Below are 26,166 nucleotides of genomic sequence, written 5' to 3' on the forward strand. Positions count from 1 at the left end.
CCCCCCAGGCCAGTCAAACACAGCAAAAAGAAGCGCGGCCCACCTGGGGTGTGGTGGCCGGCGCCGGGAAAACCAGGATGGAAATTTAGCCTTCGCAGTCGCGGCAGTACTTAAGGCCGTCCTTTTCGCGGGCAACCTGCGACCGGTGGCGGACCAGGAAGCACGACGAGCAGGTGAACTCGTCAGACTGCTCGGGAACCACAATGACGGTCAGTTCCTCGTTGGACAGGTCGGCGCCGGGCAGGTCGATACCTTCGGCGGTGTCGTTCTCGTCGACATCGATAACCGCGGTCTGCGCGTTGCCGCTCCGTGATGCCTGGAGGGCCTCGAGAGAGTCGGCCGGCGACTCTTCTTCCTGCTTGCGTGGAGCATCGTAATCGGTAGCCATAGCATGTTCACTTTCGTTGCTGCGCAGCGCCATTTCAGGCACCTCAGTGAAGCAGTTTAGGGCATTATCCCGCTACCGGCGCAATAGTGTGCTTAACCAGACATTGGGCCGGTTTCTGCCGTTGTTCCTGCGTGCTCCGAGCGGGCGTGGCAGGCTCCGATGGACACCCCGCTCAAGGCCGGCAGCCAGCCCCACCGGGTGGCATCGGCCATGGCGCCGGCGGCGTCCGTTTCGGAGTTGAAAGTGAGGGTGTCCAGCAGCCAGCCGCGGAGCCGGACGAACAGGGTAGGCGTCATGCCTGAAACCTACGCAGCTATTGTTGTGGCCACGTTTCGCCGCCGTCTCCCCCGGATTAACTCCGCGGCCCTGGCGTTACCGCACCGGCGGGGCCGTGCTGCTGCGCAGGACGAGCTCGGGCTCCACCACAAGGGTCCGGGGGCCGCCCGTGCCATCGAACGCAGTGAGCATCATGTCCATGCACCGCCGGCCCAGTTCTTCAAAGTCCTGCCGGACCACCGTCAGCGGAGGACTGAAATAGCCGGCCTCGGGCTGGTCGTCGAAGCCCACCACGGATACGTCCCCGGGCACCTTGATGCCCGCCTCGTTCAATGCGCGCAGGACTCCAAGGGCCATCTGGTCGTTGCCAACAAAGAGCGCAGTGGCGCTGCGGCCCGCTGCCAGCCGCCTGCCGATCTCGTATCCGCTGCCCGCGCTCCAGTCGCCCTCGATGATCAGGTCTGCCTCGAGCCCGGCGGAGTCCAGCGCTCCCCGCCAGCCCTCGGCGCGGGCTACGGCGTCGATCCAGTCCTGCGGTCCCGCGACGTGTCCGATCCGGACGTGCCCCTGCCCGATGAGGTGTTCCACTGCCAGTTCTGCGCCGCGGCGCTGGTCCACCTTGACCCCGCCCACGGAGTCATTTCCGGTGGGACCGACGGCAACCACGGGCACTCCAATGGGCAGTTCCGCCAGGGCGGCCAGCGTCTCCAGGTGCGGGACGATCACTACTATTCCGTCCACCGACTGGTCCAGGAAGTGCCGGACGGCGTCCAGGATCGCGTCCCGGTTGACCTCCCGCAGCGCTGCGACGCTGACGAAGTATCCTGCGTCCCGTGCAGCACGTTCCACTCCCAGCAGGGTGTTGGCGGGGCCGTACTGCGAGAGCTCGCTGCCCAGGACGCCGATGGTCTGCGAGCGCCGGGTGACCAGGCTTCGTGCGGCAGTGTTGCGGCGGTAGCCGAGTGCGGCAATCGCCGCTTCCACTCTGCCGCGGGTGCCGGAGCTGACATTGGGGTGGCTGTTGACCACCCGTGACACGGTCTGGTGCGAGACCCCGGCCAGTTCCGCCACGTCCTCGAGCGTTGGCAGCCGGGGTGGCCTGCCCTTTGTCACGGGGTTCCGCTCCATGGCAGCCGCCGGGGCCGGCACCTCAGCCGTGCCACTTGGTCAGATCCCGCCGGCCAGTTTGTAGTAGGCGGCGTTCCAGTTCAGGTCCTTCTTGAACTGGCGGATGGTGGTGCCTTCGTCAATGGTGAGCAGTTCGGTCTTGGCGATTTCGGCAAAGTCCTCGAAGACGTCCATGCCCACCTGGGTGGAGAGCACGGTGTGGTGGGCGGCACCGGCGGTCAGCCAGGCGGCGGCCGAGGTGGCGAAGTCCGGCTTCGGCTCCCACAGCGCGCGGGCCACGGGCAGGTTGGGCAGTGGCTGGTCCAGGGGGACGACGTCGACGGCGTTGGCCACCAGGCGGAAACGGTCCCGCATGTCGGACAGGGCGACGACGACGCCCGGCGAGGCGTCGGCGTCGAACACCAACCGGACGGGGTCTTCCTTGCCGCCGATACCCAGCGGGTGGATTTCCAGCCGGGGCTTGGCGGCGGTCAGGGAGGGGCAGACCTCGAGCATGTGGGCGCCCAGGATCTTCTCGGAGCCGGGTTCCAGGTGGTAGGTGTAGTCCTCCATGAGGGAGGCACCGCCGGGCAGGCCGGCGCCCATGACCTTGGCGGCCCGGACCAGGATGGCGGTCTTCCAGTCGCCCTCGGCGCCGAACCCGTAGCCGGCGGCCATGAGCCGCTGCACGGCGAGGCCCGGAAGCTGGCGGAGGGCACCCAGGTCCTCGAAGGACGTGGTGAACGCTGCGGAGCCGTTGCCTTCCAGGAAGCTGCGCAGGCCCAGTTCGATCCGGGCGCCGTAGCGCAGCGATTCGTGCCGGGCCGCGCCTGCGCGGAGCTCCGGCACCACGTCGTAAAGGTCCTCATACTCGGCCACCAGGGCGTCGACGTCGGACTCTGCAGCACCGTGGACGGCGTCGGCGAGCTCGTTGACGGACCAGGTGTTGACCGCGACGCCGAACCGCAGCTCGGCCTCCGTCTTGTCCCCTTCGGTGACGGCGACGTTGCGCATGTTGTCGCCGAAGCGGGTGAGCTTCAGCGTCCGGACGGCGGCCCAGCCGGCCGCGGCGCGCTGCCAGGAGCCCACCTGGCGGGCAACTTCGGGGTTGGAAACGTGCCCGACGACGGTCTTCCGGGCGATGCCCAGGCGGGACTGGATGTAGCCGAACTCGCGGTCGCCGTGGGCAGCCTGGTTCAGGTTCATGAAGTCGAAGTCGATGTCCGCCCACGGCAGGTCGCGGTTGGCCTGCGTATGCAGGTGCAGAAGGGGCTTGCGCAGCAGGTCCAGGCCCTGGATCCACATCTTGGCCGGGCTGAAGGTGTGCATCCAGGCTGTAACGCCGATGACCGAGTCATCCGAGTTTGCCTCCAGCGCGGTGCGGCGGATGGCATCCGAATCGGTCAGGACCGGCTTCCACACAATCTTGACCGGAACGGCGGAGGAGGCATTGAGCTGGTTGGCGATCTCCTGCGACTGGGCGGCCACCTGCTTGAGGACTTCCTCCCCGTAGAGGTGCTGGCTGCCGGTGAGGAACCAGACTTCGTATCCGTCGAGGGAGGTGTTTGCTGCGGTGCTCATGAATTCTCCTGGGAAGAGTTTCGGGCCGGTTATTGGCCGTAAACGTTCTGGTAGCGGGCGTAGAGGGAGTCGATGTGGTCCTGGTCGATGGGCAACGGCTCGCCCAGTTGCCGGGAAATGTGCACGGTGCGGGCCACTTCCTCGCACATGACGGCGGCCTTCACGGCGGACCGGGCGTCCTTGCCGATGGTGAACGGGCCGTGGTTCTGCATCAGGACCGCCGGGGACTTGGAATTTTTCAGCGTCTCCACGATCCCGTGGCCGATCGAGTCGTCGCCGATCAGTGCGAACGGGCCCACTGGGATGGAACCGCCGAACTCGTCTCCCATCATGGTCAGCACGCACGGGATGGCCTCCCCGCGGGCTGCCCAGGCGGTGGCGTAGGTGGAGTGGGTATGCACCACCCCGCCCACTTCCGGCATGTGGCGGTAGACATAGGCGTGTGCTGCGGTGTCCGACGACGGGGACAGCGGCGGGTTGCCCCAGTCCACCGTGCCGCCGCCACCAAGGTTGGTGCCCCTGACCGGGGTGCCGTACAGGTCGGTCACGATCATCTGCTCGGGGGTCAGGTCCTGGTAGGAGACACCGGAGGGCTTGATGACCATGAGGTCGGTGCCGGGCACCCGGGCGGAGACGTTGCCCGCGGTCCACACCACCAGGCCGTACCGGGTCAGCTCGGCATGGAGGGCCCACACTTCCGCCCGGACACGGGCGATGGTTTCCAGGAGGCCGGTTCCGGCGCCGGTTACGGCGCTCATGCGGACACCTCCACAGGTGATTCGGACAGGGAGCCTGCGCCTGACAGACCCGTGCGGGCAACTCTGCGCTGGATGGCCTTGAGCCGGTGCATGACGTCGTTGCCGCCCCGGCCGAAGTAGTCGTGGAGGGTCTTGTATTCCTGGAACAGTTCTTCGTAGGCGGCCGCGTTTTCGGGAATTGGGGTGTAGACCTCCCCGGGCTCGGCGCCCATGGCCGCGGCGGCCTCACGGATGTCCGCGTATTCGCCTGCTGCGACAGCGGCGTGGATGGCCGATCCCAGGGCCGGACCCTGTTCCGAGCCGATGGTGGACAGCTGCAGGCCGGTGGCGTCTGCGTAGATCTGCATCAGGAGTTTGTTCTTGAGCAGGCCGCCGGCCACGATGAATTCCTTGACCGGAACCCCGGCGTCGCGGAAGGCGTCCACTATGGTGCGGGTTCCAAAGGCGGTGGCTTCCAGCAGCGCGCGGTAGGTGTCCTCGGGCCTTGTGGCCAGGGTCTGGCCCACCACAATGCCCGAAAGCTCGTGGTCCACCAGGACCGAACGGTTGCCGGAATGCCAGTCGAGCGCGATCAGGCCGTGCTCTCCGATGGCCTGCCGGGATGCCAGTTCGGTGAGGTACTCGTGGATCCCCAGTCCGGCGCCCTCGGCAGCCTGGTGGTATTCGGGCGGGACGCCGTACTTGGTGAACCAGCCGAAGATGTCCCCCACGCCTGACTGTCCGGCCTCGTAGCCCCACAGGCCCGGCACGATGCCACCATCCACGGCACCGCACATTCCCGGTACCTCGCGCAGCTCACTGCCGTTCATGACGTGGCAGGTGGAGGTGCCCATGATCGCCACCAGCTGGCCGGAGTCCACCGCCTTCGCGGCCGGGGCCGTGACATGGGCGTCAACGTTTCCCACGGCCACCGCGATGCCCTCCGGCAGCCCGGTCCAGGCGGCTGCCTCCGCCGTCAGGGTGCCGGCGGCGTCCCCCAGCTGGCCGATGGTGTGCTCCAGCTTGGAGCTGACAAAGTCCTTGAAGTCCGGGTTCAGGGCGGCCAGGAAATCCTCCGACGGATACCGGCCATCCTGGTAGATGCCCTTGTAACCGGCAGTGCAGGCGTTGCGGACATACCGGCCGCAGAGCTGCCAGACGATCCAGTCCGCAGCCTCCACCCAGTGGTCCATCGCGGCGTAGGCCTCCGGGTCCTCCTCCAGCAGCTGCAGCCCCTTGGCGAATTCCCATTCGGAGGAGATCAGGCCCCCGTAACGGGGAAGCCAGTCCTCCCCCCGTTCGGCGGCAAGCCGGTTGATCCGGTCGGCCTGGCCCTGCGCAGCATGGTGGCGCCAGAGCTTTACGTAGGCGTGCGGGCGGTTGGCGAAGCCGGGCAGTTCATTGAGGGGCGTGCCGTCCGCCTTAACCGGAACCATGGTGCAGGCAGTGAAATCCGTGGCAATGCCGACGACGGCGGCGGGGTCGATCCCGGCGTCCGCCACAGCGGCGGGAACGGCGGTCCGCAGGACGTCCCGGTAGTCGTTGGGCACCTGAAGTGCCCATTCCCCGGGAAGCCGGGCGCCGTCGTTGCCCGCGGTGTCCCGTGGCAGGACGTCGGTGACCACCGCGTGGGGGTACTCATGGACGGCGCTGCCCAGTTCCTTGCCGTCGCGGACACGCACCACCACGGCACGGCCTGAAAGGGTTCCGTAATCCACCCCGATGACGCAATGGTCATGGCGGGACTCGGAACCGGGAGTGAACAGCGCATCTGGCATGGGGTTGCCTCCGTCCGGGAGGCAGGGGCCTCATTACCGGGTTTGTAGGGGTCAGGGTGTAGCTACGTGCTGCAGCAAGTGTGAACGCTAACAACGAAGAAGTCAATGAAGCCGAAAAGTTTCCGAAATTCCTGCCAGCCACTCTTGTTAGCGTTCACAAACCGGTCTATATTGAACCGACACATCAACAATGTGGCCAGGACCCGGGAGCACTGGTGCTGCCTGGTCCACCAACACTTCGCGGCAGTGCTGCCGCGGAAGGAGAAAATGGTGAGAATCAAAAAACTGATGGGCGCGGTGGCCCTTGTCCTCGCCCTGACGGTGGGCGCCACAGGTTGCGGCTCCCGCGGCGGGGCCAGCGAATCCAGCGGTGCCGCCAAGCCCAGCGATTCACTGGTAGGCATTTCGATGCCCACGCAGACGTCCGAACGGTGGATCGCCGACGGCGCCAACGTGGAGAAGTCCCTGAAGGACCTCGGCTACAAGACGGACCTCCAGTTCGCCAATGACGACATCCCCACCCAGGTGTCGCAGATCGAAAACATGCTGACCAAGGGCGCCAAGGCCCTGATCATCGCCGCCATTGACGGCACCACCCTGACTGACGTCCTGGCCAAGGCCAAGGAGCAGAACGTCAAGGTCATCGCGTACGACCGCCTCATCAACGGCACGCCCAACGTCGACTACTACACCACGTTCGACAACTACACGGTGGGTGTCCAGCAGGCCACCTCGCTGCTGACCGGGCTGGGCCTCGTCGACGCCAGCGGCAAGAAAGTGGACGGCAAGGGCCCCTTCAACATCGAGCTTTTCGCCGGCAGCCCCGACGACAACAACGCCAACTTCTTCTGGACCGGCGCCATGGACACGCTCAAGCCGTACCTGGATGCCGGCACCCTGAAGGTCCCCAGCGGCCAGACCAAGTTTGAGCAGGCAGCCATCCTTCGCTGGCAGGCCCCCGTGGCCCAGAAGCGCATGGAGGACATCATCACCTCCGCCTACAGCTCCGGCACCAAGCTGAACGGTGTGCTGTCCCCGTATGACGGCCTCTCCATCGGCATCATCTCGGCCCTCACCAGCACCGGCGGCTACGCCAAGGGAACCCTGCCCGTGGTAACCGGCCAGGACGCCGAGAAGGGTTCCGTCAAGTCCATCATCGCCGGCGAGCAGTACTCCACCATCTTCAAGGACACCCGCCAGCTCGGCGCACAGGCCGTCAAGATGGTTGATGCTGTCCTCAAGGGCCAGGGACCGGAAACCAATGACACCAAGACCTACAACAACAAGGTCAAGGTTGTCCCGGCCTTCCTGCTGAAGTCCGTGATCATCACCAAGGACAACTACAAGAAGGAACTGATCGACTCGGGTTACTACACCGACGCCGACGTCAAGTAGTCAGCGTCCGGGGGCCGTGGCCGGGCCGCGAGTCCGGCCACAGCCCCCTCCCGCCGCCGCCTGCAGCAGCAGGAAGGCCCAGCTTCGACCAGTCAGTGGGAATTGACGATGAACACACCCATTCTTCAAATGCGAGGAATCACCAAGACGTTCCCGGGCGTAAAAGCCCTCCAGGACGTCACCCTGGATGTGAACCGTGGAGAGGTCCACGCCATCTGCGGTGAAAACGGAGCCGGCAAATCAACGCTCATGAAAGTGTTGTCCGGCGTCTATCCGCACAACAGCTTCGACGGGGAGATCCTCTTCGAGAACGAACCCTGCAACTTTTCCAGCATCTCTGACAGCGAGAAGCGCGGGATCGTCATCATCCACCAGGAACTGGCCCTGAGCCCGTACCTGTCCATCGCCGAGAACATCTACCTGGGCAACGAACAGGCCACCAACGGGTGGGTGGACTGGCGCAAGACCAACCTGGAGGCAGCCCGGCTGCTGGCCCGCGTCGGCCTCGACGAAAACCCGGTCACCCCCGTGCAGCACATCAGCGTGGGCAAGCAGCAACTGGTGGAAATCGCCAAGGCGTTGTCCAAGGAAGTGAAGCTGCTGATCCTGGACGAGCCCACGGCCGCCCTCAATGATGAGGATTCCGGCCACCTGCTGGACCTGATCCTCCACCTGAAGGGCCAGGGCGTCACCAGCATCATCATCAGCCACAAACTCAATGAGATCCGCAAGGTGGCGGACGCCGTCACCATCATCCGGGACGGCAAGACCATCGAGACCCTGCGGCTCGACGAAGGCCAGATCACCCAGGAGCGGATCATCCGCGGCATGGTGGGCCGGGACTTGGAGAGCCTGTATCCGGACCGCGAGCCGCGGATCGGCGAGGAAGTCCTGCGGATCGAGGACTGGTCCGTGCGCCACCCCCAGGACCACAGCCGCATGGTGGTCAACAACGCCAACCTGCACGTCAGGAAGGGTGAGGTGGTGGGGCTTGCCGGCCTCATGGGCGCCGGGCGCACCGAACTTGCCATGAGCGTCTTCGGCCGCACCTACGGCACCGCCACCTCCGGCAAGGTCTACAAGTACGGCGAGGAAATCAACACCGCAACGGTGTCCGACGCCATCAGGCACGGCATCGCCTACGCCACTGAGGACCGGAAGCACTACGGGCTGAACCTCATCGAGGACATCAAGCGGAACATTTCCCTGGCAGCACTGCGCAAGCTTGCCAAGCGCGGCTTCGTGGACAAGAACCAGGAGACCGTGGTGGCCAACGGCTACCGCAGGAGCATGAACATCAAAGCCCCGTCGGTGGCCGCCATCACCGGGAAGCTGTCCGGTGGAAACCAGCAGAAGGTGGTGCTGAGCAAATGGATGTTCTCCGACCCGGACGTGCTCATCCTCGATGAACCCACCCGCGGAATCGATGTCGGGGCCAAATACGAGATCTACACGATCATCGCCAAACTCGCGGCCGAAGGAAAAGCCGTCATCGTGATTTCCTCGGAACTTCCCGAACTCCTGGGCATCTGCGACCGCATCTACACCCTCGCTGCCGGGCACATCACCGGTGAGGTGCCCATCGCCGAGGCCACCCAGGAGACCCTGATGCACTACATGACCAAAGAGAAGGAATAGCGAAATGTCCGCCCTACGAGAATCGCTCGGATTCCTCACCAGCCGCCTCCGCCAGGTTGGCATCTTCGTTGCCCTGATCCTGATCGTCCTGCTGTTCCAGGGCCTGACGGGCGGGATCCTGCTGGAACCGCAGAACGTCACCAACCTGGTGGTCCAGAACAGCTACATCCTCATCCTGGCCATCGGCATGGTGATGGTGATCATCGCCGGTCACATCGACCTTTCCGTCGGGTCGGTGGCCGGGTTCATCGGCGCCGTGGCCGGCGTCATGATCGTGCACTGGGGCTGGCCGTGGTGGGCCGCCATCCCTGCCTGCCTGCTGGTCGGCGCCCTGGTGGGTGCCTGGCAGGGCTACTGGATTGCCTATGTGGGGATCCCGGCCTTCATCGTCACCCTGGCCGGCATGCTGATCTTCCGCGGGCTGACGCTCATCACCCTGAAGAACCAGCAGATCACCCCCTTCCCCGCCGAACTCCGTGCCCTCGGCGGCGGCTTCCTCCCCGATCTCACCGGTGGTACCTCGGTACTGGAATGGCTTACCGTCATCCTGGGCGTCGGCGCAACGGCGGCCCTGCTGATCCAGGCTTTCAAGGAGCGCAGGATCCGCCGGAAGTTCGACCTCGAAAGCGAGCCCCTGGTCTGGTTTGTCATCAAGACCACCTTCACGTCGCTGCTCATGCTCGTCATCACCTTCCTGCTGGCGTCCTACCGCGGCACGCCGATCGTCCTGGTGGTCCTGGCCGCGCTGGTCATCGCGTACACGGCCCTCATGAACAACAGCGTCTTCGGCCGGCACACGTACGCCATCGGCGGCAACCTCCATGCGGCTGAGCTGTCGGGCATCAAGACCAAGGCCGTCACATTCCGGCTCTTCGTTAACATGGGCGTGCTCTCCGCGCTGGCCGGCCTTGTCTTCACCGCCCGGCTCAACTCCGCACAGCCCGCCGGCGGAACCGGCTTCGAACTCGATTCCATCGCCGCAGCCTTCATTGGCGGCGCCGCGGTCACCGGCGGCATCGGTACGGTGGCGGGAGCCATGATCGGTGGCCTCATCATGGGCGTGCTGAACAACGGCATGTCCATCTTGGGCCTGGGCACCGACTACCAGCAGCTCATCAAGGGCCTGGTGCTCCTTGTCGCGGTCGGTTTCGACATCTTCAACAAGAACCGCAGCGGTGGCGGCGGCGACATTGGAAAGCGCTTCAAGCTCAAGACCAGCCCTCCGCCGGCAGAGGAGAAGCCGGCGCCGGCTGCCAGCGAAACGGTGGAGGCAGGCATCAAGTAGGAAGCACCGCAACCGTGCACCTGTTGGCCCCCGTTGCCCCGGACTGAGTCCTGGCAACGGGGGCCTTCCTGCGTGCGGCCGCGGCGATAAGGGGCAACCGCTCAGGGGGCAGCCAGGCCTGCGGCAACATCGGCAGGGGAGCGCCGGCGGCGGCTCAGCACGATGAACGGGGCCGCCAGCAACTGCACCGCGCCGCCCAGGGCCAGCGACGCCGGGTAGCCGTAGAGGTCCGCGGTCCTGCCGAGCAGCGGCTGCACCACCACTCCCCCGCTGGACCCCATGAGCGAGGCAAAGCTCAGGACGGTGGCCCGCTGCTTCGAGGGGATCATGTCGTTGAGGTACGCCTGGCGCACGGGGGTGCCGGCGGAGGCAACCACCGCCCAGAGCGCCAGGAGCACCAGGGCCAGCCAGAAGATGTGGGTGGCCAGGAGCACCACCAGGACCGCTGAGCTGGTGATGGTGGAGGCGATCAGTACCGTGGTGCGCCGGCGGACCAGCTTCCGGACCAGCGGGGCAAGCCAGCCGCCCACGATATCCGCGCCTGCAACGATGGCTGCTGCCAGGCCTGCGATGGCGTAGGCCCTCGGATCACCGAAGAGCTGCAGCAGGTAGGGCTGGAGGGCGTAAAAAACGTAGAATCCCACGCCCTCCGTGAACGGCGCGGCCAGCATCATGAACCGCACCGGAGGGTTCTTCAGTCCGCCGTCCAGCGAGGCCTGCAGCACTGCGCGGGTGGCCTGCAGGGGGTGCGCCGACCGCTCGGGGGTGAAGCCGACGTCGTGCATGAGCAGGAAAGCAACAGCGAACATCGCCACCAGCACCGCGACGCGCAGCAGGAACGGCACGCCCAGGTTGGTGGCCTGGGCAATGACCCCGCCCGCTACTGATCCGGCCAGCATGGCGATGCCGGAAACCATCTGGCCCCGGCCCAGGACGGCTTCGAGCCCGCCGTCGTAGCCGGAAAAGTGGAGGGCGTCCACCAGCCAGGCTTCCACGGCCCCCGAGAAGAAAGTGAAGCCAAGGCCCAGCAGTGCAGACACCGCTGCCCACCACCAGAATGAAGCCGACAACTGCCACAGCAGGTAGTAGAGGTAGGTGGCCCCGGCCAGGGTTACGGTGCCCAGCAGGAAGGACGTGCGGCGTCCCCAGCTGTCGGCCACCACCCCGGTGGGCACCTCGAAGAGAACCATCCCTGCGGTGAAGAAGGCGTTGGCCGCGAAGGCTTCCAGGTTGGTCAGCCCGGCATCGAGCAGGAAGAGCGTGTTGATGCCCCAAATGAACGACGCCGCAAGGGTGTTTCCCAGCGTCAGCGTCAGGTACACGTTCTGGATCTTGCGTGCTGCGGCATTCACCGGCGGCCGTTCCCTTCGGGCTGTTCCTGGCCGGCGGATCAGGACGGGCTGAAGTTGGGGGGAACGGGGTCGTGCCGCAGGTACTGCCGGCGGAACCGCCCCGTACCTGCCGTCAGGGCCCGCAGTTCCACTGCATACCGCAGGAGTTCCTGGTCCGGGACTTCGGCGCTGATCTCCGTCAGCCCTTCGCCGGAGGAGGTGGTGCCGGTGAGGCGTCCGCGCCGGCCGGACAAATCGCTCATCACGCTGCCCACATGTTCGTCGGCAACGGTGATGGACACAGAGGACACCGGTTCCAGGAGCTGGATCTTTCCCGCGGCCGCCGCCTCGCGCAGGGCAAGGGCCCCCGCCGCCTGGAATGCCGCGTCGGAGGAATCCACGCTGTGGGCCTTCCCGCCGGTCAGCGTCACCCGCAGATCCACCACGGGAAAACCCGCAGACACTCCCCTGTCCATTTGGGCCCGGACTCCTTTTTCGATGGACGGGATGAACGTTCCCGGGATGACGCCGCCCACCGTCTTGTCCACGAACTCGAACCCGCCGCCGCGGTCCAGCGGTTCAACCTGGATGTCGCACACGGCGTACTGGCCGTGCCCGCCGGACTGTTTGACGTGGCGTCCGTGGCCGGTGGCGGGGGCAGCGAAGGTTTCCCGCAGCGGTGTCACCACGTCCACGGTGTGCAGCTTGACGCCCTGTTCCCGCAGCCGGTCCAGGACCACCTCGGCGTGCGCCTCACCCATGCACCACAGCACCAGCTGGTGCGTTTCGGCGTTCCGTTCCACCCGCAGGGTGGGATCCCCGGCTGCGATCCGGCCCAGGCTGCGGGCCAGGGCGTCCTCGTCGCTGCGGGAATCCGCTTCCACGGCAACCGGCAGCAACGGTTCGGGCATCTCCCACGTGGCCAGCAGCAGCGGGCTTTCCCGGGTGGAAATGGTGTCCCCGGTTTCCGCGCTGCCCAGCTTCGCCAGTGCGCACATGTCCCCGGCCACGCAGTAGGGAACGGGGCGCAGGCTGGCGCCCAGCGGCGAGTAGATATGGGTGACGCGTTCGTCGGTGTCATGGTCCTGGTGCCCGCGGTCAGCGAGGCCGTGGCCGGCCACGTGGACAGGCGTGTCCTCCTGCAGCTTCCCGGAGAAGACGCGCACCAGGCAGATGCGTCCCAGGAAGGGATCGTTGGAAGTGCGCACCACCTCGGCGGCGAGCGGCCCCGAGGGGTCGCATGCCAGCCTTCCAGCCGGTTCCCCTGCAAGGTCGGTCGTGTCCGGCAGGCTGCGTTCCGGCGGTGCCGGGAAGGCGCGCACCAGCACATCGAGCAGCTCCGCCGTGCCGAGGCCGGTGACGGCGGACGTGGGCAGGACGGGGAAGAACGAGCCGCGGGCGACGGCGGTTTCCAGGTCGGCCGCCAGCACTGCGGTATCGATATCCTCCCCTTCCAGGTAGCGGTCCATCAGCGTCTCGTCTTCGCTTTCGGCGATGATGCCCTCGATCAGGGCACCCCGCGCGGCGCCGGCGGCTGCAAGTTCCCCGGGGGCCGCGGGGCGGACATCGGGTGATGGGTCTCCGGAGGAGTAGTCCGTCACTTCCTGGGACAACAGGCCCAGGAGGCCGGTGGCCGCACCCCCTGCCGGCACCGGGACGCACAGCGGCAGGACGCCGTCGCCGAACGCCTTACGGCATACGGCCAGGGCGCCGTCGTAATTTGCCCGCGGATGGTCCAGCCGGGTGATCACGACGGCGCGCGGCAGCATCATGTGCCCGCACTCGGCCCAGAGCGCGGTGGTGGTTGCGTCGATGCCGTCCACGGCGGAGACCACAAAAAGGGCGGCATCCGAGGCCCTAAGCCCGGCCCTCAGTTCGCCGATGAAGTCCGGGTAGCCGGGGGTGTCCAGGAGGTTCACTTTGACGTCGTCGACCATCAGCGGCACCAAGGAGAGCGTGACCGAGCGTTGCTGGTGGACCGCGGCCGGATCCGAATCGCTGACCGTGGACCCGTCCGCAATGGAGCCCTTACGGGTGATCATGCCGTTGGCTGCGAGCAGGGCCTCGATCAGCATGGTCTTCCCGGCACCGGAGTGCCCCACCAGGGCCACGTTCCGGATCCGGGCCGGGTCCTGCGCCGCGATGCCGGCGGCCTGGTCGGCCCGCTTCGAATCAGGCCCGTTCCTGCCGCCCGCCGCCCGCGCTGACTCCCTGGTGCTCTTCACCGACATTGGAACCTCCTGGCATCATTGCCGACCGGACCGGACGTGTCCTCTGATTCGACACCTTGGGACGGCGGGACGGCAAGAGCACAGGCTATTTGCTGCGGGCTTTGCGGGTAGCGGCGTCGTTGGCCTTCTGGAGAGCGTGGACCAGCTGGTCCTTGTCCATCTTCGAGCGGCCCTTGACGTCCAATTCCTTGGCGAGCTTGTAGAGGTGCTCCTTTGAGGCGTTGGCATTGACGCCGCCGGCGGTGGGTTCGGACGATCGGATGCCCTGCTCCGCGCGTTTGTCAGAGGGGCCGCGCTTTTCCTTGGGCTCCCAGTGGTCGCCCACCTTCTCATAGCTGTGCTTCAGTGAGGCGTAGGCTGCGCGGGCGGCGCGCTCTTCGTCCTGGTCGTAGGACTCGAGGGCGGAATCGTAGGTCTTCGCGAACGTGTCCTGGGCCTTCTGGTCAGAACGCTGCAGGGTCGAGGGAAGCTCGTCCTTGCGGGCATGGTCGTTCTTGCCGGTCTTGGGCATGGCACCCATCCTCCTTTAGTCAGCAGGCTGATTATTCGGATGGATCCAGCTTAAACCCGGAGGTGGTGTGGAGCCCCCTGTCGGATTCGAACCGACGACCCCCGCTTTACAAGAGCGGTGCTCTGGCCAACTGAGCTAAGGAGGCGCGCCCCTGGGGGCGTGCGCCGGGAAGGCGCTAGATAAGGTTAGCCCAACTCCCGCCGGGCGTAAAAACGCGCCGGAACCGCCGCTGGACGCGGCAGGGGCCCGCCCCGGAGACGATCCGGAGCGGGCCCCTGCCCGGGCTGCTGGTCCTTAGCCCTTAGCAGTGATGGCTGCCTGCAGGAAGTCCGGGAACGGCGTCTGGGCGCTGTCCCCCTTGCCCCACTGCTTGCCGTCCACGAACACCGTGGGCGTACCGGTCACGCCGATGGCCGCTGCTTCCTTGGTGGTGAACTTCACGAACGGGCGGTAGGTCTTGTCATCCACGCAGGAGTCGATGTTGACGCCCATGTCGGATGCCATCTTCTTCAGGTCGTTGTCCGAGAGGCCTGCGCTGCCCTCCGCCGGCTGCTTCGCAAACAGCGCGTTGACGAAGTCGGAGTACTTCTCCGGTGACGCGTTGACCACGCAGGCCGCGGCGTTGGCGGCGCGGGACGAGTAGTTGGTGGTTGACCGGCTGTCCAGGAAGCCGAGGGCACGGTATTCCACCGTGATCTTGCCGTCATTGCGCAGCGAGGTGAGCTGGTCGTTGTACTGGGCCTCGAAGTTCTTGCAGACGGGGCAGATGAAGTCGATGTAGAGGACAACCTTCACCGGCTTGCCGGCCTCCGCCCCGGCACCCGGAGCCACAACCTCGGCGGGCGGAGTCTTCGGGGCATCCCCCAGGGAAGCCGCGTCAACAGTCGCCGCTTCAGTCTTGGCCACGCCCGTGTTGGCCAGCAGGGTCACGCCGCCGTGGGCGTTGGCATTGGCCGGAACAGGGCCCTGGTCCGCAACCGGCGCGTTTTGCTTGAGGCTGTTGGTGACCACCAGGGCCACCACCACCAGGATGGCCACGACCGCTGCCACGATGCCCCAGCCGATCAGCAGCTTGTTGCGCTTGTCCTTCTTTACCTGCGCTTCGCGGATCAGGCGCGCCTTTTCCCGCGCCTCGGCGGTTCGCTCAGCCTTGGACTTACGTACTTCGTTTGCGGGGCTCATGAGTTCCTTGGGTCGATCGACGTAGGGGGACCACTTGGTGGCACCCCAACATTTTAGGGGAGAAAGCTGAGAGCTTGCGGTTTCAACCATTCTTTCGGGTTGACCAACGGACGAATAGCCCCGATGATTCCGTCCGGCTAGGGTGGCTTAGAGGCACAAGCAACCCCAGGGGGCCGCAATGCAAACACCCGTCCAGGAAAAAACAGCCGGAACAGCTACGGCCGGCAGTTCCGGTTCCGGCCACGCCGGCCATACCAAGTACGACTTCATGGTGGTCTCCAACAGGCTGCCCGTCGACCGCGTGGCGCCGGGGGACGACAGCGATGACGGCTCCGGCTGGCGCCGGTCGCCCGGAGGGCTGGTGACCGCCCTTGCGCCGATGATGACCAAGACCGACGGCGCCTGGGTTGGCTGGCACGGAGCCCCCGACGAAACGGTCGAGCCCTTCAGCCACGGCGGCATGGACCTCGTTCCAGTACAGCTCAGCACCGATGACGTGGAGCTGTACTACGAAGGGTTTTCCAACGCCAGTCTTTGGCCGCTGTACCACGACGTCATCGCCCCGCCGGAGTTCCACCGCACCTGGTGGGACGCCTACCGTCGGGTCAACCGCAGGTTCGCCGACGCCGTGGTGCGCCATGCGGACCAGGGGGCCACCGTGTGGGTGCAGGACTACCAGCTGCAGCTGGTGCCCCGGCTGCTCCGTGAAGCACGGCCGGACCTCAGGATCGGCTTCTTTAACCACATCCCGTTCCCGCCGCCTGAAATCTTTGCCCAGCTTCCCTGGCGCCAGGCCATCATCGACGGCCTGCTGGGCGCCGACCTGGTGGGCTTCCAGCGGCCCAGCGACGCCGGAAACTTCATGCGCTCCGCGCGCCGTTTCCTGGGTGCCAGCGTCAAGCAGCAGCAGGTGCACGTCAAGGACCACAACGGCCAGCTGACCCACATCGCGCGGGCGCAGGCCTTCCCCATCTCCATCGACGTCAAGCAGATCACCGAGCTCGCTGCCAGGCCGGACATCATTGAACGCGCCCGGCAGATCCGGCAGGACCTTGGCAACCCCAAGACCATCCTGCTCGGCGTGGACCGGCTGGATTACACCAAGGGCATCCGCCACCGGCTGAAGGCCTTCGAGGAACTCCTGGCGGACGGCAGGCTCACGGTGGGCGACGCGACCCTCATCCAGGTTGCCTCCCCCAGCCGGGAACGCGTGGAACAGTACCGGCTCCTGCGCGAAGAGGTGGAAGGCACCGTTGGACACATCAACGGCACCTACGACACCCTCGAAAACACCGCCGTCCGCTATCTGCACCACAGCTACCCCGTCGAGGAGATGGTGGCGCTGTACCTGGCCGCGGACGTCATGCTGGTCACCGCCCTGCGGGACGGGATGAATCTCGTGGCCAAGGAATATGTCACCGCGCGCAACAACAACGACGGCGCCCTGGTCCTGAGCGAGTTCGCCGGGGCGGCCGACCAGCTGAAGCAGGCGCTGCTGATCAATCCGCACGACATTGCCGGCCTGAAGAACACCATCATGACTGCCGTCGAGCTGACCCCGCGGGAAGCATCCCGCCGAATGCGGGCCATGCGCAAGCAGATCCTGGACCACGACGTGGACCACTGGTCCGCGGACTTCCTGCGCGCGCTGAATGAAAAGGTGGTCCGCGATGACTCCTGAAGGCCGCCGCACCAAGGCGCCGCTGGCGCTCTCCCCTGAACTGCGGGAGGCCCTGCGCCGGATCGCCGGCACGGAGCACCTGCTCGTGGCCATGGATTTTGATGGCACCATGGCGCCCATCGTGGGCCGGGCACAGGATGCGCGGCCGCTTCCACGGTCGGCCGCAGCGTTCGCGGGCCTCGCCGTACTGCCGCGGACGACGACGGCCCTCATCTCGGGACGTGCCCTCGCCAGCCTGCGGGAGGTCGCTTCCCCGCCGGTCGACACGCTGCTGATCGGCAGCCACGGCGCCGAGGCATGGCTGGGGCCGGGCTCCACCGAACTGGCCCTTGAAGAGGACCAGAAGGCGCTCCTTGAAGAGGTCCGCGCCGAGTTGGCCGGCATCGTCGCCGAGGCGCCCGGCACCTCCCTGGAGCACAAGCCTGCCGGCGTCGTCCTGCATACCCGCCAGGCGGAGGACGACGTGGCAGAAGATGCAGTGGCGGCAGCACGGTCGGTGCTCCAGGACCACAAGGGAGTCTTCCTGAAGGAAGGCAAACGCGTCCTGGAGACTTCGGTTGTCAATGCTTCCAAGGGCGAAGGTGTGACCTTCCTGCGGCAGGCAACGGGGGCCACTGCCGTGCTGTTCGCCGGCGACGACGTCACGGACGAGGACGCTTTTGGCCGGCTCGAACCGGGCGACGTGGGGGTCAAGGTAGGTCTTGATTTCACCCAGGCCCAATACCGGGTGGAGGCTCCCGTCCACATTGCGGAACTGCTGGAGGCCCTGCTCCATGAGCGGAGCATCGCGGTTGCCGAGGAAGATCCGCAGGCCGCGTCCGGATAGGACGTGGCCAGCGGCACATGTGACGTTCGTAACATTTTCGCAAGGAAGCGCAACCTCTGGCATACTCTGTGTGTGATGTGGCGCACAACCAGCGTGCGGCGTCATTTTGTGCTGTGGGCTCAGGCTCGGAGCACTTTGCAGGAACAAAACTGAATAAACATGAACCATTCACAACGGATCGTCCGGCACGTACCTGCCGGTGAAGGGATTGATAACTGTGGCTACAGTTACTTTTGATAACGCTACGCGTCTGTACCCGGGCACAGATAAGCCCGCCGTCGATAAGCTCAACATCGACATCGCCGATGGCGAATTCCTGGTCCTCGTGGGACCCTCCGGTTGCGGCAAGTCCACCTCCCTGCGCATGCTCGCAGGCCTTGAGGACGTCAACGCCGGCCGCATCCTGATCGGTGACCGTGACGTTACCGATGTTCCGCCGAAGGACCGCGACATCGCGATGGTTTTCCAGAACTACGCGCTGTACCCGCACATGACTGTGGCCGACAACATGGGCTTTGCCCTGAAGATCGCCGGCGTCTCCAAGGAAGAGCGCGCCGAGCGCGTCCGTGAAGCCGCAAAGCTCCTTGACCTTGAGCAGTACCTGGACCGCAAGCCGAAGGCACTCTCCGGCGGCCAGCGCCAGCGCGTTGCCATGGGCCGCGCCATCGTCCGTAACCCTCAGGTCTTCCTCATGGACGAGCCGCTGTCCAACCTGGACGCCAAGCTTCGCGTCCAGACCCGCACCCAGATCGCGTCCCTGACCCGCCGCCTCGGCGTCACCACCGTCTACGTGACGCACGACCAGGTTGAGGCCATGACCATGGGCGACCGCGTCGCCGTGCTGAAGGACGGCCTGCTGCAGCAGGTCGACACCCCGCGCAACCTCTACGACCGCCCCAAGAACGTCTTCGTTGCCGGCTTCATCGGCTCCCCCGCCATGAACCTGCTGGAGCTTCCCGTGGTCGACGGCGGCGTCCAGTTCGGCGGCACTGTTTACCCCGTGCCGCGCGACGTCCTCGAAGAGGCGCACGGCTCCACGGTCACGCTGGGCAGCCGTCCGGAGGACCTGGAAACCGCGCCGCAGGGCGAGGGCCTGAAGGTGGAGGTGGACGTGGTCGAAGAACTCGGCGCCGACGCCTACGTCTACGGCCACACCAACCTTGACGGCAAGGACCACGACATCGTGGCCCGCGTCGATGGCCGCCGTCCTCCGATGAAGGGCGAGGTCATCTACGTCCGTCCCCAGTCGGGCCACGTTCACCTGTTCGACACCAAAACCGGCCTGCGCCTCGGCGACTGATTCCTTGGCTCCGGAGGTTCGGCCTGGCCCAACCTCCGCTTGACCGGCGGCGGTCCGCACCCTTTTCGCAAACGGTGCGGGCCGCCGTCGGCCTTTAACCCGATGCCTGCGCGAAATTTAGCCGCCCTGCCCCGAGTACGGAAGAATTGACCCATGACCGAGGAATACAGCGCCCAGTGGCACGACGAACCCACCGACTACGCGCAGATCGGCAAACTGCCGCGGTTCGTGGCAGCGAGCGCCGATGACAACAAGGCAGCCTCGGTAGCCTCGTCGCTGAATATCACCGCGGCCGCGGCAGATCCCGAACTGCTGGACCTGCCGTGGCATATCGCCCTCGAGGAGTGGCCCGCGCAATACCTCGCGGCACTCCCCCGCGACATCTCCCGGCACATTGTGCGCTTTGCCCACCTGGGCGGCTCGGTCATCGCCATCAAGGAAACCTCCGAGCACGTGGCCCGGCACGAATACCACATGCTCCGCAAGCTTGCCCGCTTCGATGTGCCGTGCGTGGAGCCGGTTGCGGTGATCACCGGGCGCACCACCCCCGATGGACGCCCGCTCAACCCTGTCCTTGTGACGCGGCACCTGAAATTCTCCATGCCCTACCGCGCCCTCTTTTCCCAGATGCTGCGCAAGGACACCCTCACCCGCCTCATCGACGCGCAGGCCCTGCTGCTGGTGCGGCTGCACCTCATCGGCTTCTACTGGGGCGACGTCTCACTGTCCAACACACTGTTCCGCCGCGACGCCGGCGCCTTCGCCGCGTACCTGGTGGACGCCGAAACAGGCGAGCTCTACCCAGACCTCTCCACGGGGCAGCGCGAATACGACCTTGAAATTGCCCGGGTCAACATCGCCGGCGAGCTGATGGACCTGCTGGACGGCGGACTCATCGAGGAGAAGGTGGACCCCGTGGCCACCAGCGAGCTGATCATGGACAGCTACCGGCGGCTGTGGGCTGAGCTGACCGAGAAGGAATCCTTTGAGCTGGGCGAACGCTGGCGGGTGGGCGCCCGCATCCGGCGCCTGAACGAACTCGGCTTCGACGTCGAGGAATATGCCATCAAGACCACCCAGAACGGCTCCACCATCCAGCTGCAGCCTAAGGTGGTGGACGCGGGACACCACCAGCGGCGGCTGTTGCGGCTTACCGGCCTGGATGCGCAGGAGAACCAGGCCCGCCGCCTCCTCAATGACATGGACTCGTTCCGGGCGGACAACAACCCGGAAATGGACGAGGAATACAGCGCCCACCTCTGGGTCAGCCAGATTTTCGAGCCGATCGTGCGATCCATCCCCCGGGACCTCTCCGGCAAGCTCGAGCACGCCGAGGTGGTGCACGAGGTCCTGGAGCACCGGTGGTACATGTCCGAGAAGCAGGAGCGCCACATTCCGCTGGCAGAAGCCGTGCAGTCCTACATCGACTCGATCCTCCGGCACCGGCGGGACGAGGCCGCGATCATGCTCAATCCGGACACCGAACTGCTGAAGATCCTCGAGGTGGAAAACGAGGAATCCCGCTACGGTGCAGATGAATCTGACGACGAATATCCGGATTCGGACGACTAAGGGCTAGATAGCTTTTCCGGGGTTCAGGATGCCGGCAGGATCGAACAGCTCCTTGATCCTGCGCTGGAGCTCCCGGATGGGCTCCGGCTGTTCCTGGCCAAGCCACCGCAGCTTGTACTGGCCCACGCCGTGCTCGCCTGTAATCGTGCCACCCATTGCCAGGGCGGCGGTGATGGACTCGTCCAGGGCCACCTGGAGCCGCTCCATGGCGCCGGCTTCCACGTCCGGCCCCTGCCGGTCGATCCAGAATGTGGGGTGCAGGTTGCCGTCGCCGGCATGGGCCACCACTTTGAGATGCACCTGCTGGGCGGCGGCCATGGCCTCGAGCGCTGCAACGTAGTCCACCAGGCGGGACCGCGGAACGGCAACGTCTTCGCCCACCCGGTACTCGTCGTCCACCTCGGTCCCCCTGCTGTGCCGCCTCAGCTCCACCAGCCGCTCGGCTTCTGCGCTGGCCTCGGTGGTGACGGTGGCCCCGCCTTCGCGCAGGACCTCCCGCACCACGTCGGCTTCCGCGGCAGCCCCAAACCCGTCTGTCTGGATCAGCAGCAGGGATCTGCCGCGTGCGGTGAGGTCGGAGCCATGGATGTCGTCGAGCTGGGCCAGCGTACCGCCGTCGAGCAGTTCCATGATGGCGGGCTGGACGCGGGCCCTTCCCACCGCCAGGACGCCTGCGGCGGCAAGCCTGAAGTCCGGGTAGAACGCAGCAACGGTGTGCACTTCCCGGGGCAGGTACTTCAGCCGCACGGTGATTCCGACGACGATGCCCAGGGTGCCCTCGGACCCCACGAAGAGGCCGGTGAGGTCATAGCCCGCCACGCCCTTGAAGGTTTGGTGGCCGGTGTGGATCAGGGAGCCGTCCGCCAGGACGACGTCCAGTGCCAGGATTGAGTCCCTGGTGACCCCGTACTTGGCACAGCGCAGGCCCCCGGCGTTGGTGGCAACGTTGCCACCGATCGTGGAGCTCCGGAAGCTGGCAGGGTCCGGCGCGTACATAAGGCCATGCTCCGCGGCGGCTTCGTTCAGGACGGCGTTGACCACCCCGGGCTCCACCATGGCTGTTTCATCGTCCGGATTCAGGCCGAGGATCCGGTCCATCCGCTCCAGGGAGAGGATGATGCAGTTGGTGGTGGCGTGGGCACCGCCGGATACACCCGTGCCGGCGCCCCGGGGTACGATCGCCACCCCGCTGCCCAGGCATGCCTTCACCACTGCCTGCACGTCCGCCACTGATTCGGGAAACACCACGGCCAGCGGAAGCTGGAAGTCGATCACGGGCGCCTGGTCTACGGCGTACCGGCGGAGCGCGACCTCGCCCGTGTCCACCTGGCCGGGCGCCAGGACGGCTTCCAGCTCGTCAACGATGCTTCCCACAAAGCCTCCACCCGTCGTCGGACATACCTTCCCAGTTTAGGTGCGCTGCCGGCGGAAGCCCGGATCCCCGGCGGTGCAATCGTTTCCAGTTCCATGGCGGCGGACGCTTGGGCACTGTCTCCTGCCCACAGCGAAACAATATGGAAGCGTTTTCAGTTAATCGGTGCGCCGCAGCTATGCTGGCTTCCATGTCTGTCGAAACTGTGACCCAGGACACTTCCGTTTGTGCCGGTCCCCTGACGCTCATCCATGCTGCTGACACCGCTCCGGGCTGGTGGCGGTCCGCAGTGATCTACCAGGTCTACCCCCGGTCCTTCCGTGACCTGAATGGCGACGGCATTGGCGACCTGGCGGGAATCACGGAGGAACTGCCGCATCTCGCAGATCTGGGGGTCGATGCAGTCTGGCTCTCACCCTTCTACCGTTCCCCCCAGCGCGACGCCGGCTATGACGTCAGCGACTACTGCGACGTGGACCCGGTCTTCGGTACGCTGGCCGACTTCGACGTCATGATGGCCGAATCCCACCGCCTGGGCCTGCGGGTCATCGTGGACCTGGTGCCCAACCACTGCTCGGACCAGCACCCGGCGTTCCAGGCAGCCCTTGCGGCGCCGGCCGGAAGCCCGGAGCGGGACATGTTTATCTTCCGGGACGGGACCGGCCCCGACGGGCAGGAACCGCCCAACAACTGGCAGTCCCACTTCGGCGGACCAGCCTGGACCCGGGTAGCAGGAACGGACGGCCGGCCCGGTCAGTGGTACCTGCACCTCTTCGATTCCTCGCAGCCGGACTTCAACTGGGACAACCCCGCCGTTCACGCGGAGTTCGAACGCGTGCTCCGTTTCTGGCTGGACCGCGGTGTGTCAGGTTTCCGGGTGGACGTTGCCCATGCCCTGGTCAAGGCCCCGGGGCTGCCCGAATGGGGCGGCCGCGCCGACGGTGGCAGCAGCGACGGGTATCCGGGCCATGAAGCACCCATGTTCGGCCAGCCCGCTGTCCACGACATATACCGCAGATGGCGGCTGATCCTGGACGAATACGGACCCGACCGGATCCTGTGCGCCGAGGCCAGCGTGGACCTGCACCGGTTGGCTCACTGGGTCCGGCCCGACGAAATGCACCAGGCGTTCAACTTCCCGTACCTCCACGCGGGCCTGGACGTCTACCGCCTCCGCTCCGTCATCACCGATTCCCTGACAGTCCTTGACGGAGTAGGTGCCCCCAGCACCTGGGTACTTTCGAACCATGACGTGGTCCGCCACGCCAGCCGTTTCGGGTACAACGGGCTCGCTCCGCGGGACGGCGACGGCATTGGCCCGGCAGATCACCAGCCGGACCATGATCTTGGCCGCCGCCGCGCGGCCGCTGCCTCGATGTTCATGCTGGGACTCCCGGGCGCCGCGTACCTGTACCAGGGCGAAGAGCTCGGGTTGCCGGACGGCATCGACATTCCTGACCACCTCCGCCAGGACCCCACGTTCGCCCGCACCGGCGGCCAGCGGCTGGGCCGTGACGGCTGCCGTGTGCCGCTGCCCTGGCGTGGCGAGGACCCGCATCTGGGGTTTGGCTCAGGCAGCCACCCCTGGCTGCCCATTCCTGCCTCGTTCAAGGCGCTGGCGAGGGACCTGCAGGCGGAATCACCGTCGTCGCACCTGTCCCTGTACCGCGACGCCCTGGCCTGCCGGCGGGAACTGGACCTGGGCAGGGGGTCCTTGTCCTGGGCCGAGGACTGGTGCACCGGCTACTCCCTGGGCTACCTGAACGGCACTACGCTGGTGGTTATGAACCTGAACCACGAGCCGCTGGAAATGCCTGCGGGACATGTCCTGATCCGCAGCCTGCCCGCAGGTGCGGGACGCGCCCTTGCCTCCGGGGAGACCGCGTGGATACAGCTTGGACCGGACGCCGCAGCAGCCCTCTGACCGTGGCAGGCATCAAAGAAGTTGCCAGCCGGGCCGGCCTGTCGGTGGCCACCGTCTCGCGGGCACTGAGCGGCAAGTCCAACGTCTCCTCCAAGAGCCGCCGCCTGGCCCAGGAAGCGGCCCGGGAACTCGGGTTCGTTCCGTCCTACCACGCGTCAAGCCTCGCATCAGGGCGGAACCACAACATCGGGCTGGTGGTGCCCAGCGTCCAGCGCTGGTACTTCTCCTCGGTACTGGAAGGCGTTTCCGAAACCCTGCTCGATGCCGGCTATGACCTGACGCTCTACAACGTGGGTGAACAGCCGGAGCGGCGCAACAGCATCCTGACCGACTTCCTGCTGCGGAAACGCCTGGATGCTGTAATCGCCGTGGCGCTGGTGCTCAGCGAGGAGGAGATCCGCCAGCTGCTGGCCGTGCACCGTCCCATCGTGGGGATCGGAGGTGCCCTGCCCGGGGCCTCGACCATCAGGATCGACGACGAGGGCCTGGCGATGATGGCCACCAGCCACCTGATTGGGCTGGGACATACCCGGATTGCGCATATCACCGGGGATGCGGGGCTGAACCGGGACTTCAAGCTTCCGCAGCTCCGGCAAAAGGGCTTTTCGGCGGCAATGGCCGCAGCAGGGCTGGGACTGCGGCCGGAGTGGCATGCCACTGCCGACTTCACCATCCAGGGCGCCTACGCGGCAGGCCGCCGGCTGCTGGGAACACCCACGGAACGGCCCACGGCAGTTTTTGCCGCCTCCGATGAGATGGCGGTGGGCGTCATACTTGCCGCGCGCGACTTTGGTCTTCGGATTCCGGAGGATCTCTCCGTGGTGGGCATTGACGGGCACGAGCTGGCAGAGACCTTCGGGCTGACCACCGTGAGCCAGGATCCGCGGGGCCAGGGAAAGCTGGCGGCCGCCACTGCTTTGGCCCTGCTGGATGGCGCCGGCAGGAATCCCGACGGCGGTCCGGCAGCTACGGCAGCACAGGACCAGGAATACCCGACGGAATTCGTGATCCGTCACAGCACCGCCGTGCCTGGGGACCCGGCCGCACGGACGGCCTAGGACAGGCCTTCGGAAGGTGCGGCGTCCGTTGGGTCGCCGGCACCCATGAACCGGGCAAACCGTTCCAGGATCAGCGGCCACGCTTCCACATAGGCTTCGCGCGCGGCAACGGGGTCCTCAGCCCCTTCCCACCCTTCGTGGAGGACACGGACCTCCGTTTCCGCCTCAACGGCGCGGAACACCACCAGGAGCTCGGTGGACCACAGCGCCGTGGTTCCGGGGTGCCAGGAGGCATGGAAGGACAGCGGCGGCTGCCAGTCATCGAGGGTACCCCAGATGCTGGTGCGGCCATCGTCAGCCGTCTCAAGGATGAGGTTCTCCTCGAACTCCACATAGGAACCGGCCCCATAGACACCGTGCCGTTCCAAGGGCCACCACAGGTGGGCGTGGTCGGTGAAGCCTGCGAAAGCCCGGGCCACGGGACCCGGGACCAGGACGGTGTTCACCACGGGCTCCAGGGGATCCGAAGCCTGCCGGCCGTCGTCTTGGGAGGGGTCCTGGGCGTGGCTGAAGATGCTGCTCATGAGGGTCAATCCTACCCGCGGACATCCGGCCGTCCGGCGGCATCGGTCTGGAGGTTAAAGTCGAAGGGCCCTGACATTCCTTGTCAGGGCCCTTCGTAATGTATGTCCGGCGGTGACCTACTCTCCCACACCCTCCCGGGTGCAGTACCATCGGCGCTGTGGGTCTTAGCTTCCGGGTTCGGAATGGGACCGGGCGTTTCCCCCACGCTATGACCGCCGTAACCCTTCTACCCGTCACCAACCCGTGTGGGGGGGTGGTGTGGGAAATCTGTGGTTACAACTCGCTGTCCAGGGACAGCGTTGTGGTGTTGTATGTAGTTGTGTTGGTTCCTACCAGTACCGCCCGTGTTGGGGGGTTGTTGGTTGGGAACCACATAGTGGACGCAAGCAGAATTTTGTATGTATCTGTGTGGTGTAAGTTATTGGCCTATTAGTACCGGTCAGCTTCACGAGTCGTTAGTCCTCGCTT

The 26,166-nt window shown here is 66.0% G+C and carries 21 protein-coding genes, 1 tRNA gene and 1 rRNA gene; 9 read left to right on the plus strand and 14 right to left on the minus strand.

From position 1 onward, the window contains the following. Positions 1-85: 85 nt before the first annotated feature. From ACWRN3_RS21465 to araB, 6 genes are all read right to left on the minus strand, one after another. Entirely contained in the window at positions 86-388 is a 303-nt protein-coding gene (locus ACWRN3_RS21465; RefSeq protein ID WP_018762118.1) for a DUF4193 domain-containing protein, read from the minus strand. A 92-nt stretch (positions 389-480) separates the two neighbouring features. Next, the gene (locus tag ACWRN3_RS21470; RefSeq protein ID WP_255174486.1) at positions 481-684 is read right to left on the minus strand and encodes a hypothetical protein; all 204 of its coding nucleotides are present in this window, start codon (positions 682-684) and stop codon (positions 481-483) included. A 76-nt stretch (positions 685-760) separates the two neighbouring features. Continuing rightward, positions 761-1,792 carry a LacI family DNA-binding transcriptional regulator gene (locus tag ACWRN3_RS21475; protein WP_476741863.1) on the minus strand — a complete coding sequence of 344 codons (1,032 nt, stop codon included), beginning with the start codon at positions 1,790-1,792 and terminating at the stop codon, positions 761-763. Positions 1,793-1,831: 39 nt separating this feature from the next. Next, positions 1,832-3,352, minus strand: a complete 1,521-nt coding sequence (gene araA / locus ACWRN3_RS21480) for an L-arabinose isomerase (protein ID WP_476741864.1) — start codon at positions 3,350-3,352, stop codon at positions 1,832-1,834. Between the two features lie 29 nt (positions 3,353-3,381). Next, on the minus strand, positions 3,382-4,110 hold the full coding sequence (locus ACWRN3_RS21485; protein WP_476741865.1) for an L-ribulose-5-phosphate 4-epimerase: 729 nt from the start codon (positions 4,108-4,110) through the stop codon (positions 3,382-3,384). Then, positions 4,107-5,867: a ribulokinase gene (araB, locus tag ACWRN3_RS21490; RefSeq protein WP_476741866.1), complete on the minus strand. Its 1,761-nt coding sequence runs from the start codon at positions 5,865-5,867 to the stop codon at positions 4,107-4,109. The genes ACWRN3_RS21485 and araB overlap by 4 nt, the downstream gene beginning before the upstream one ends. A 267-nt stretch (positions 5,868-6,134) precedes the next feature. On the opposite strand from araB, the gene chvE reads away from it, so the two are divergent. The 3 genes from chvE to mmsB all read left to right on the plus strand — a co-directional run bounded on the left by chvE (position 6,135) and on the right by mmsB (position 10,185). Then, positions 6,135-7,262: a multiple monosaccharide ABC transporter substrate-binding protein gene (chvE, locus tag ACWRN3_RS21495; RefSeq protein WP_476741867.1), complete on the plus strand. Its 1,128-nt coding sequence runs from the start codon at positions 6,135-6,137 to the stop codon at positions 7,260-7,262. 108 nt (positions 7,263-7,370) lie between these two features. After that, positions 7,371-8,900 carry a multiple monosaccharide ABC transporter ATP-binding protein gene (gene mmsA, locus ACWRN3_RS21500; protein ID WP_324644221.1) on the plus strand — a complete coding sequence of 510 codons (1,530 nt, stop codon included), beginning with the start codon at positions 7,371-7,373 and terminating at the stop codon, positions 8,898-8,900. Between the two features lie 4 nt (positions 8,901-8,904). Continuing rightward, positions 8,905-10,185, plus strand: coding sequence for a multiple monosaccharide ABC transporter permease (mmsB, locus tag ACWRN3_RS21505; protein WP_476741868.1), 1,281 nt, complete (start codon positions 8,905-8,907; stop codon positions 10,183-10,185). Positions 10,186-10,286: 101 nt separating this feature from the next. Here mmsB and ACWRN3_RS21510 read toward each other — a convergent pair whose 3' ends face one another. The 5 genes from ACWRN3_RS21510 to ACWRN3_RS21530 form a co-directional block, all read right to left on the minus strand. Beyond that, positions 10,287-11,537, minus strand: coding sequence for an MFS transporter (locus ACWRN3_RS21510; protein ID WP_476741869.1), 1,251 nt, complete (start codon positions 11,535-11,537; stop codon positions 10,287-10,289). A gap of 38 nt (positions 11,538-11,575) precedes the next feature. Then, positions 11,576-13,747, minus strand: coding sequence for an elongation factor G-like protein EF-G2 (locus tag ACWRN3_RS21515; RefSeq protein ID WP_476741870.1), 2,172 nt, complete (start codon positions 13,745-13,747; stop codon positions 11,576-11,578). Between the two features lie 85 nt (positions 13,748-13,832). After that, a complete protein-coding gene (locus tag ACWRN3_RS21520) occupies positions 13,833-14,258 on the minus strand; it encodes a ChaB family protein (protein ID WP_476741871.1) in 426 nt (141 codons plus the stop codon). 68 nt (positions 14,259-14,326) lie between these two features. Then, positions 14,327-14,403, minus strand: a tRNA-Thr gene (locus ACWRN3_RS21525). A 149-nt stretch (positions 14,404-14,552) separates the two neighbouring features. Beyond that, entirely contained in the window at positions 14,553-15,440 is an 888-nt protein-coding gene (locus ACWRN3_RS21530) for a DsbA family protein (protein WP_255174475.1), read from the minus strand. Positions 15,441-15,618: 178 nt separating this feature from the next. On the opposite strand from ACWRN3_RS21530, the gene ACWRN3_RS21535 reads away from it, so the two are divergent. The 4 genes from ACWRN3_RS21535 to ACWRN3_RS21550 all read left to right on the plus strand — a co-directional run bounded on the left by ACWRN3_RS21535 (position 15,619) and on the right by ACWRN3_RS21550 (position 20,819). Beyond that, a complete protein-coding gene (locus tag ACWRN3_RS21535) occupies positions 15,619-17,121 on the plus strand; it encodes an alpha,alpha-trehalose-phosphate synthase (UDP-forming) (RefSeq protein WP_324644217.1) in 1,503 nt (500 codons plus the stop codon). Beyond that, the gene (gene otsB, locus ACWRN3_RS21540) at positions 17,111-17,947 is read left to right on the plus strand and encodes a trehalose-phosphatase (protein ID WP_476741872.1); all 837 of its coding nucleotides are present in this window, start codon (positions 17,111-17,113) and stop codon (positions 17,945-17,947) included. Before ACWRN3_RS21535 ends, otsB begins: the two co-directional genes overlap by 11 nt. A 217-nt stretch (positions 17,948-18,164) precedes the next feature. Continuing rightward, a complete protein-coding gene (locus ACWRN3_RS21545; protein WP_159632896.1) occupies positions 18,165-19,247 on the plus strand; it encodes an ABC transporter ATP-binding protein in 1,083 nt (360 codons plus the stop codon). 153 nt (positions 19,248-19,400) lie between these two features. Then, entirely contained in the window at positions 19,401-20,819 is a 1,419-nt protein-coding gene (locus ACWRN3_RS21550; protein ID WP_476741873.1) for a DUF4032 domain-containing protein, read from the plus strand. A 3-nt stretch (positions 20,820-20,822) separates the two neighbouring features. On the opposite strand, the gene ACWRN3_RS21555 is transcribed toward ACWRN3_RS21550, so the two are convergent. Continuing rightward, complete coding sequence (locus ACWRN3_RS21555; RefSeq protein WP_476741874.1) at positions 20,823-22,193, minus strand: FAD-binding oxidoreductase; 1,371 nt, start codon at positions 22,191-22,193, stop codon at positions 20,823-20,825. A 188-nt stretch (positions 22,194-22,381) separates the two neighbouring features. Between ACWRN3_RS21555 and ACWRN3_RS21560 the strand changes: the two genes are divergently transcribed. Beyond that, a complete protein-coding gene (locus tag ACWRN3_RS21560) occupies positions 22,382-24,115 on the plus strand; it encodes a glycoside hydrolase family 13 protein (RefSeq protein ID WP_476741875.1) in 1,734 nt (577 codons plus the stop codon). A gap of 2 nt (positions 24,116-24,117) precedes the next feature. After that, entirely contained in the window at positions 24,118-25,173 is a 1,056-nt protein-coding gene (locus tag ACWRN3_RS21565; protein ID WP_255174472.1) for a LacI family DNA-binding transcriptional regulator, read from the plus strand. Here the strand turns inward: ACWRN3_RS21565 and ACWRN3_RS21570 are convergent. After that, a complete protein-coding gene (locus ACWRN3_RS21570) occupies positions 25,170-25,697 on the minus strand; it encodes an SRPBCC family protein (RefSeq protein ID WP_476741876.1) in 528 nt (175 codons plus the stop codon). The two genes, ACWRN3_RS21565 and ACWRN3_RS21570, sit on opposite strands and share 4 nt — an antisense overlap. A gap of 104 nt (positions 25,698-25,801) precedes the next feature. After that, a 5S ribosomal RNA gene (gene rrf, locus ACWRN3_RS21575) occupies positions 25,802-25,918 on the minus strand. Positions 25,919-26,166 lie beyond the last annotated feature (248 nt).

This window comes from Pseudarthrobacter sp. rb (assembly GCF_056389225.1).

What these genes read in the sequence shown, in the direction of transcription:
- ACWRN3_RS21465 (WP_018762118.1), bottom strand. Translation starts at nt 388, where the DNA reads ATGGCTACCGATTACGATGCTCCACGCAAGCAGGAAGAAGAGTCGCCG.
- ACWRN3_RS21470 (WP_255174486.1), bottom strand. Translation starts at nt 684, where the DNA reads ATGACGCCTACCCTGTTCGTCCGGCTCCGCGGCTGGCTGCTGGACACC.
- ACWRN3_RS21475 (WP_476741863.1), bottom strand. Translation starts at nt 1,792, where the DNA reads ATGGAGCGGAACCCCGTGACAAAGGGCAGGCCACCCCGGCTGCCAACG.
- araA (WP_476741864.1), bottom strand. Translation starts at nt 3,352, where the DNA reads ATGAGCACCGCAGCAAACACCTCCCTCGACGGATACGAAGTCTGGTTC.
- ACWRN3_RS21485 (WP_476741865.1), bottom strand. Translation starts at nt 4,110, where the DNA reads ATGAGCGCCGTAACCGGCGCCGGAACCGGCCTCCTGGAAACCATCGCC.
- araB (WP_476741866.1), bottom strand. Translation starts at nt 5,867, where the DNA reads ATGCCAGATGCGCTGTTCACTCCCGGTTCCGAGTCCCGCCATGACCAT.
- chvE (WP_476741867.1), top strand. Translation starts at nt 6,135, where the DNA reads ATGGTGAGAATCAAAAAACTGATGGGCGCGGTGGCCCTTGTCCTCGCC.
- mmsA (WP_324644221.1), top strand. Translation starts at nt 7,371, where the DNA reads ATGAACACACCCATTCTTCAAATGCGAGGAATCACCAAGACGTTCCCG.
- mmsB (WP_476741868.1), top strand. Translation starts at nt 8,905, where the DNA reads ATGTCCGCCCTACGAGAATCGCTCGGATTCCTCACCAGCCGCCTCCGC.
- ACWRN3_RS21515 (WP_476741870.1), bottom strand. Translation starts at nt 13,747, where the DNA reads ATGTCGGTGAAGAGCACCAGGGAGTCAGCGCGGGCGGCGGGCGGCAGG.
- ACWRN3_RS21520 (WP_476741871.1), bottom strand. Translation starts at nt 14,258, where the DNA reads ATGCCCAAGACCGGCAAGAACGACCATGCCCGCAAGGACGAGCTTCCC.
- ACWRN3_RS21530 (WP_255174475.1), bottom strand. Translation starts at nt 15,440, where the DNA reads ATGAGCCCCGCAAACGAAGTACGTAAGTCCAAGGCTGAGCGAACCGCC.
- ACWRN3_RS21535 (WP_324644217.1), top strand. Translation starts at nt 15,619, where the DNA reads ATGCAAACACCCGTCCAGGAAAAAACAGCCGGAACAGCTACGGCCGGC.
- otsB (WP_476741872.1), top strand. Translation starts at nt 17,111, where the DNA reads ATGACTCCTGAAGGCCGCCGCACCAAGGCGCCGCTGGCGCTCTCCCCT.
- ACWRN3_RS21550 (WP_476741873.1), top strand. Translation starts at nt 19,401, where the DNA reads ATGACCGAGGAATACAGCGCCCAGTGGCACGACGAACCCACCGACTAC.
- ACWRN3_RS21560 (WP_476741875.1), top strand. Translation starts at nt 22,382, where the DNA reads ATGTCTGTCGAAACTGTGACCCAGGACACTTCCGTTTGTGCCGGTCCC.
- ACWRN3_RS21570 (WP_476741876.1), bottom strand. Translation starts at nt 25,697, where the DNA reads ATGAGCAGCATCTTCAGCCACGCCCAGGACCCCTCCCAAGACGACGGC.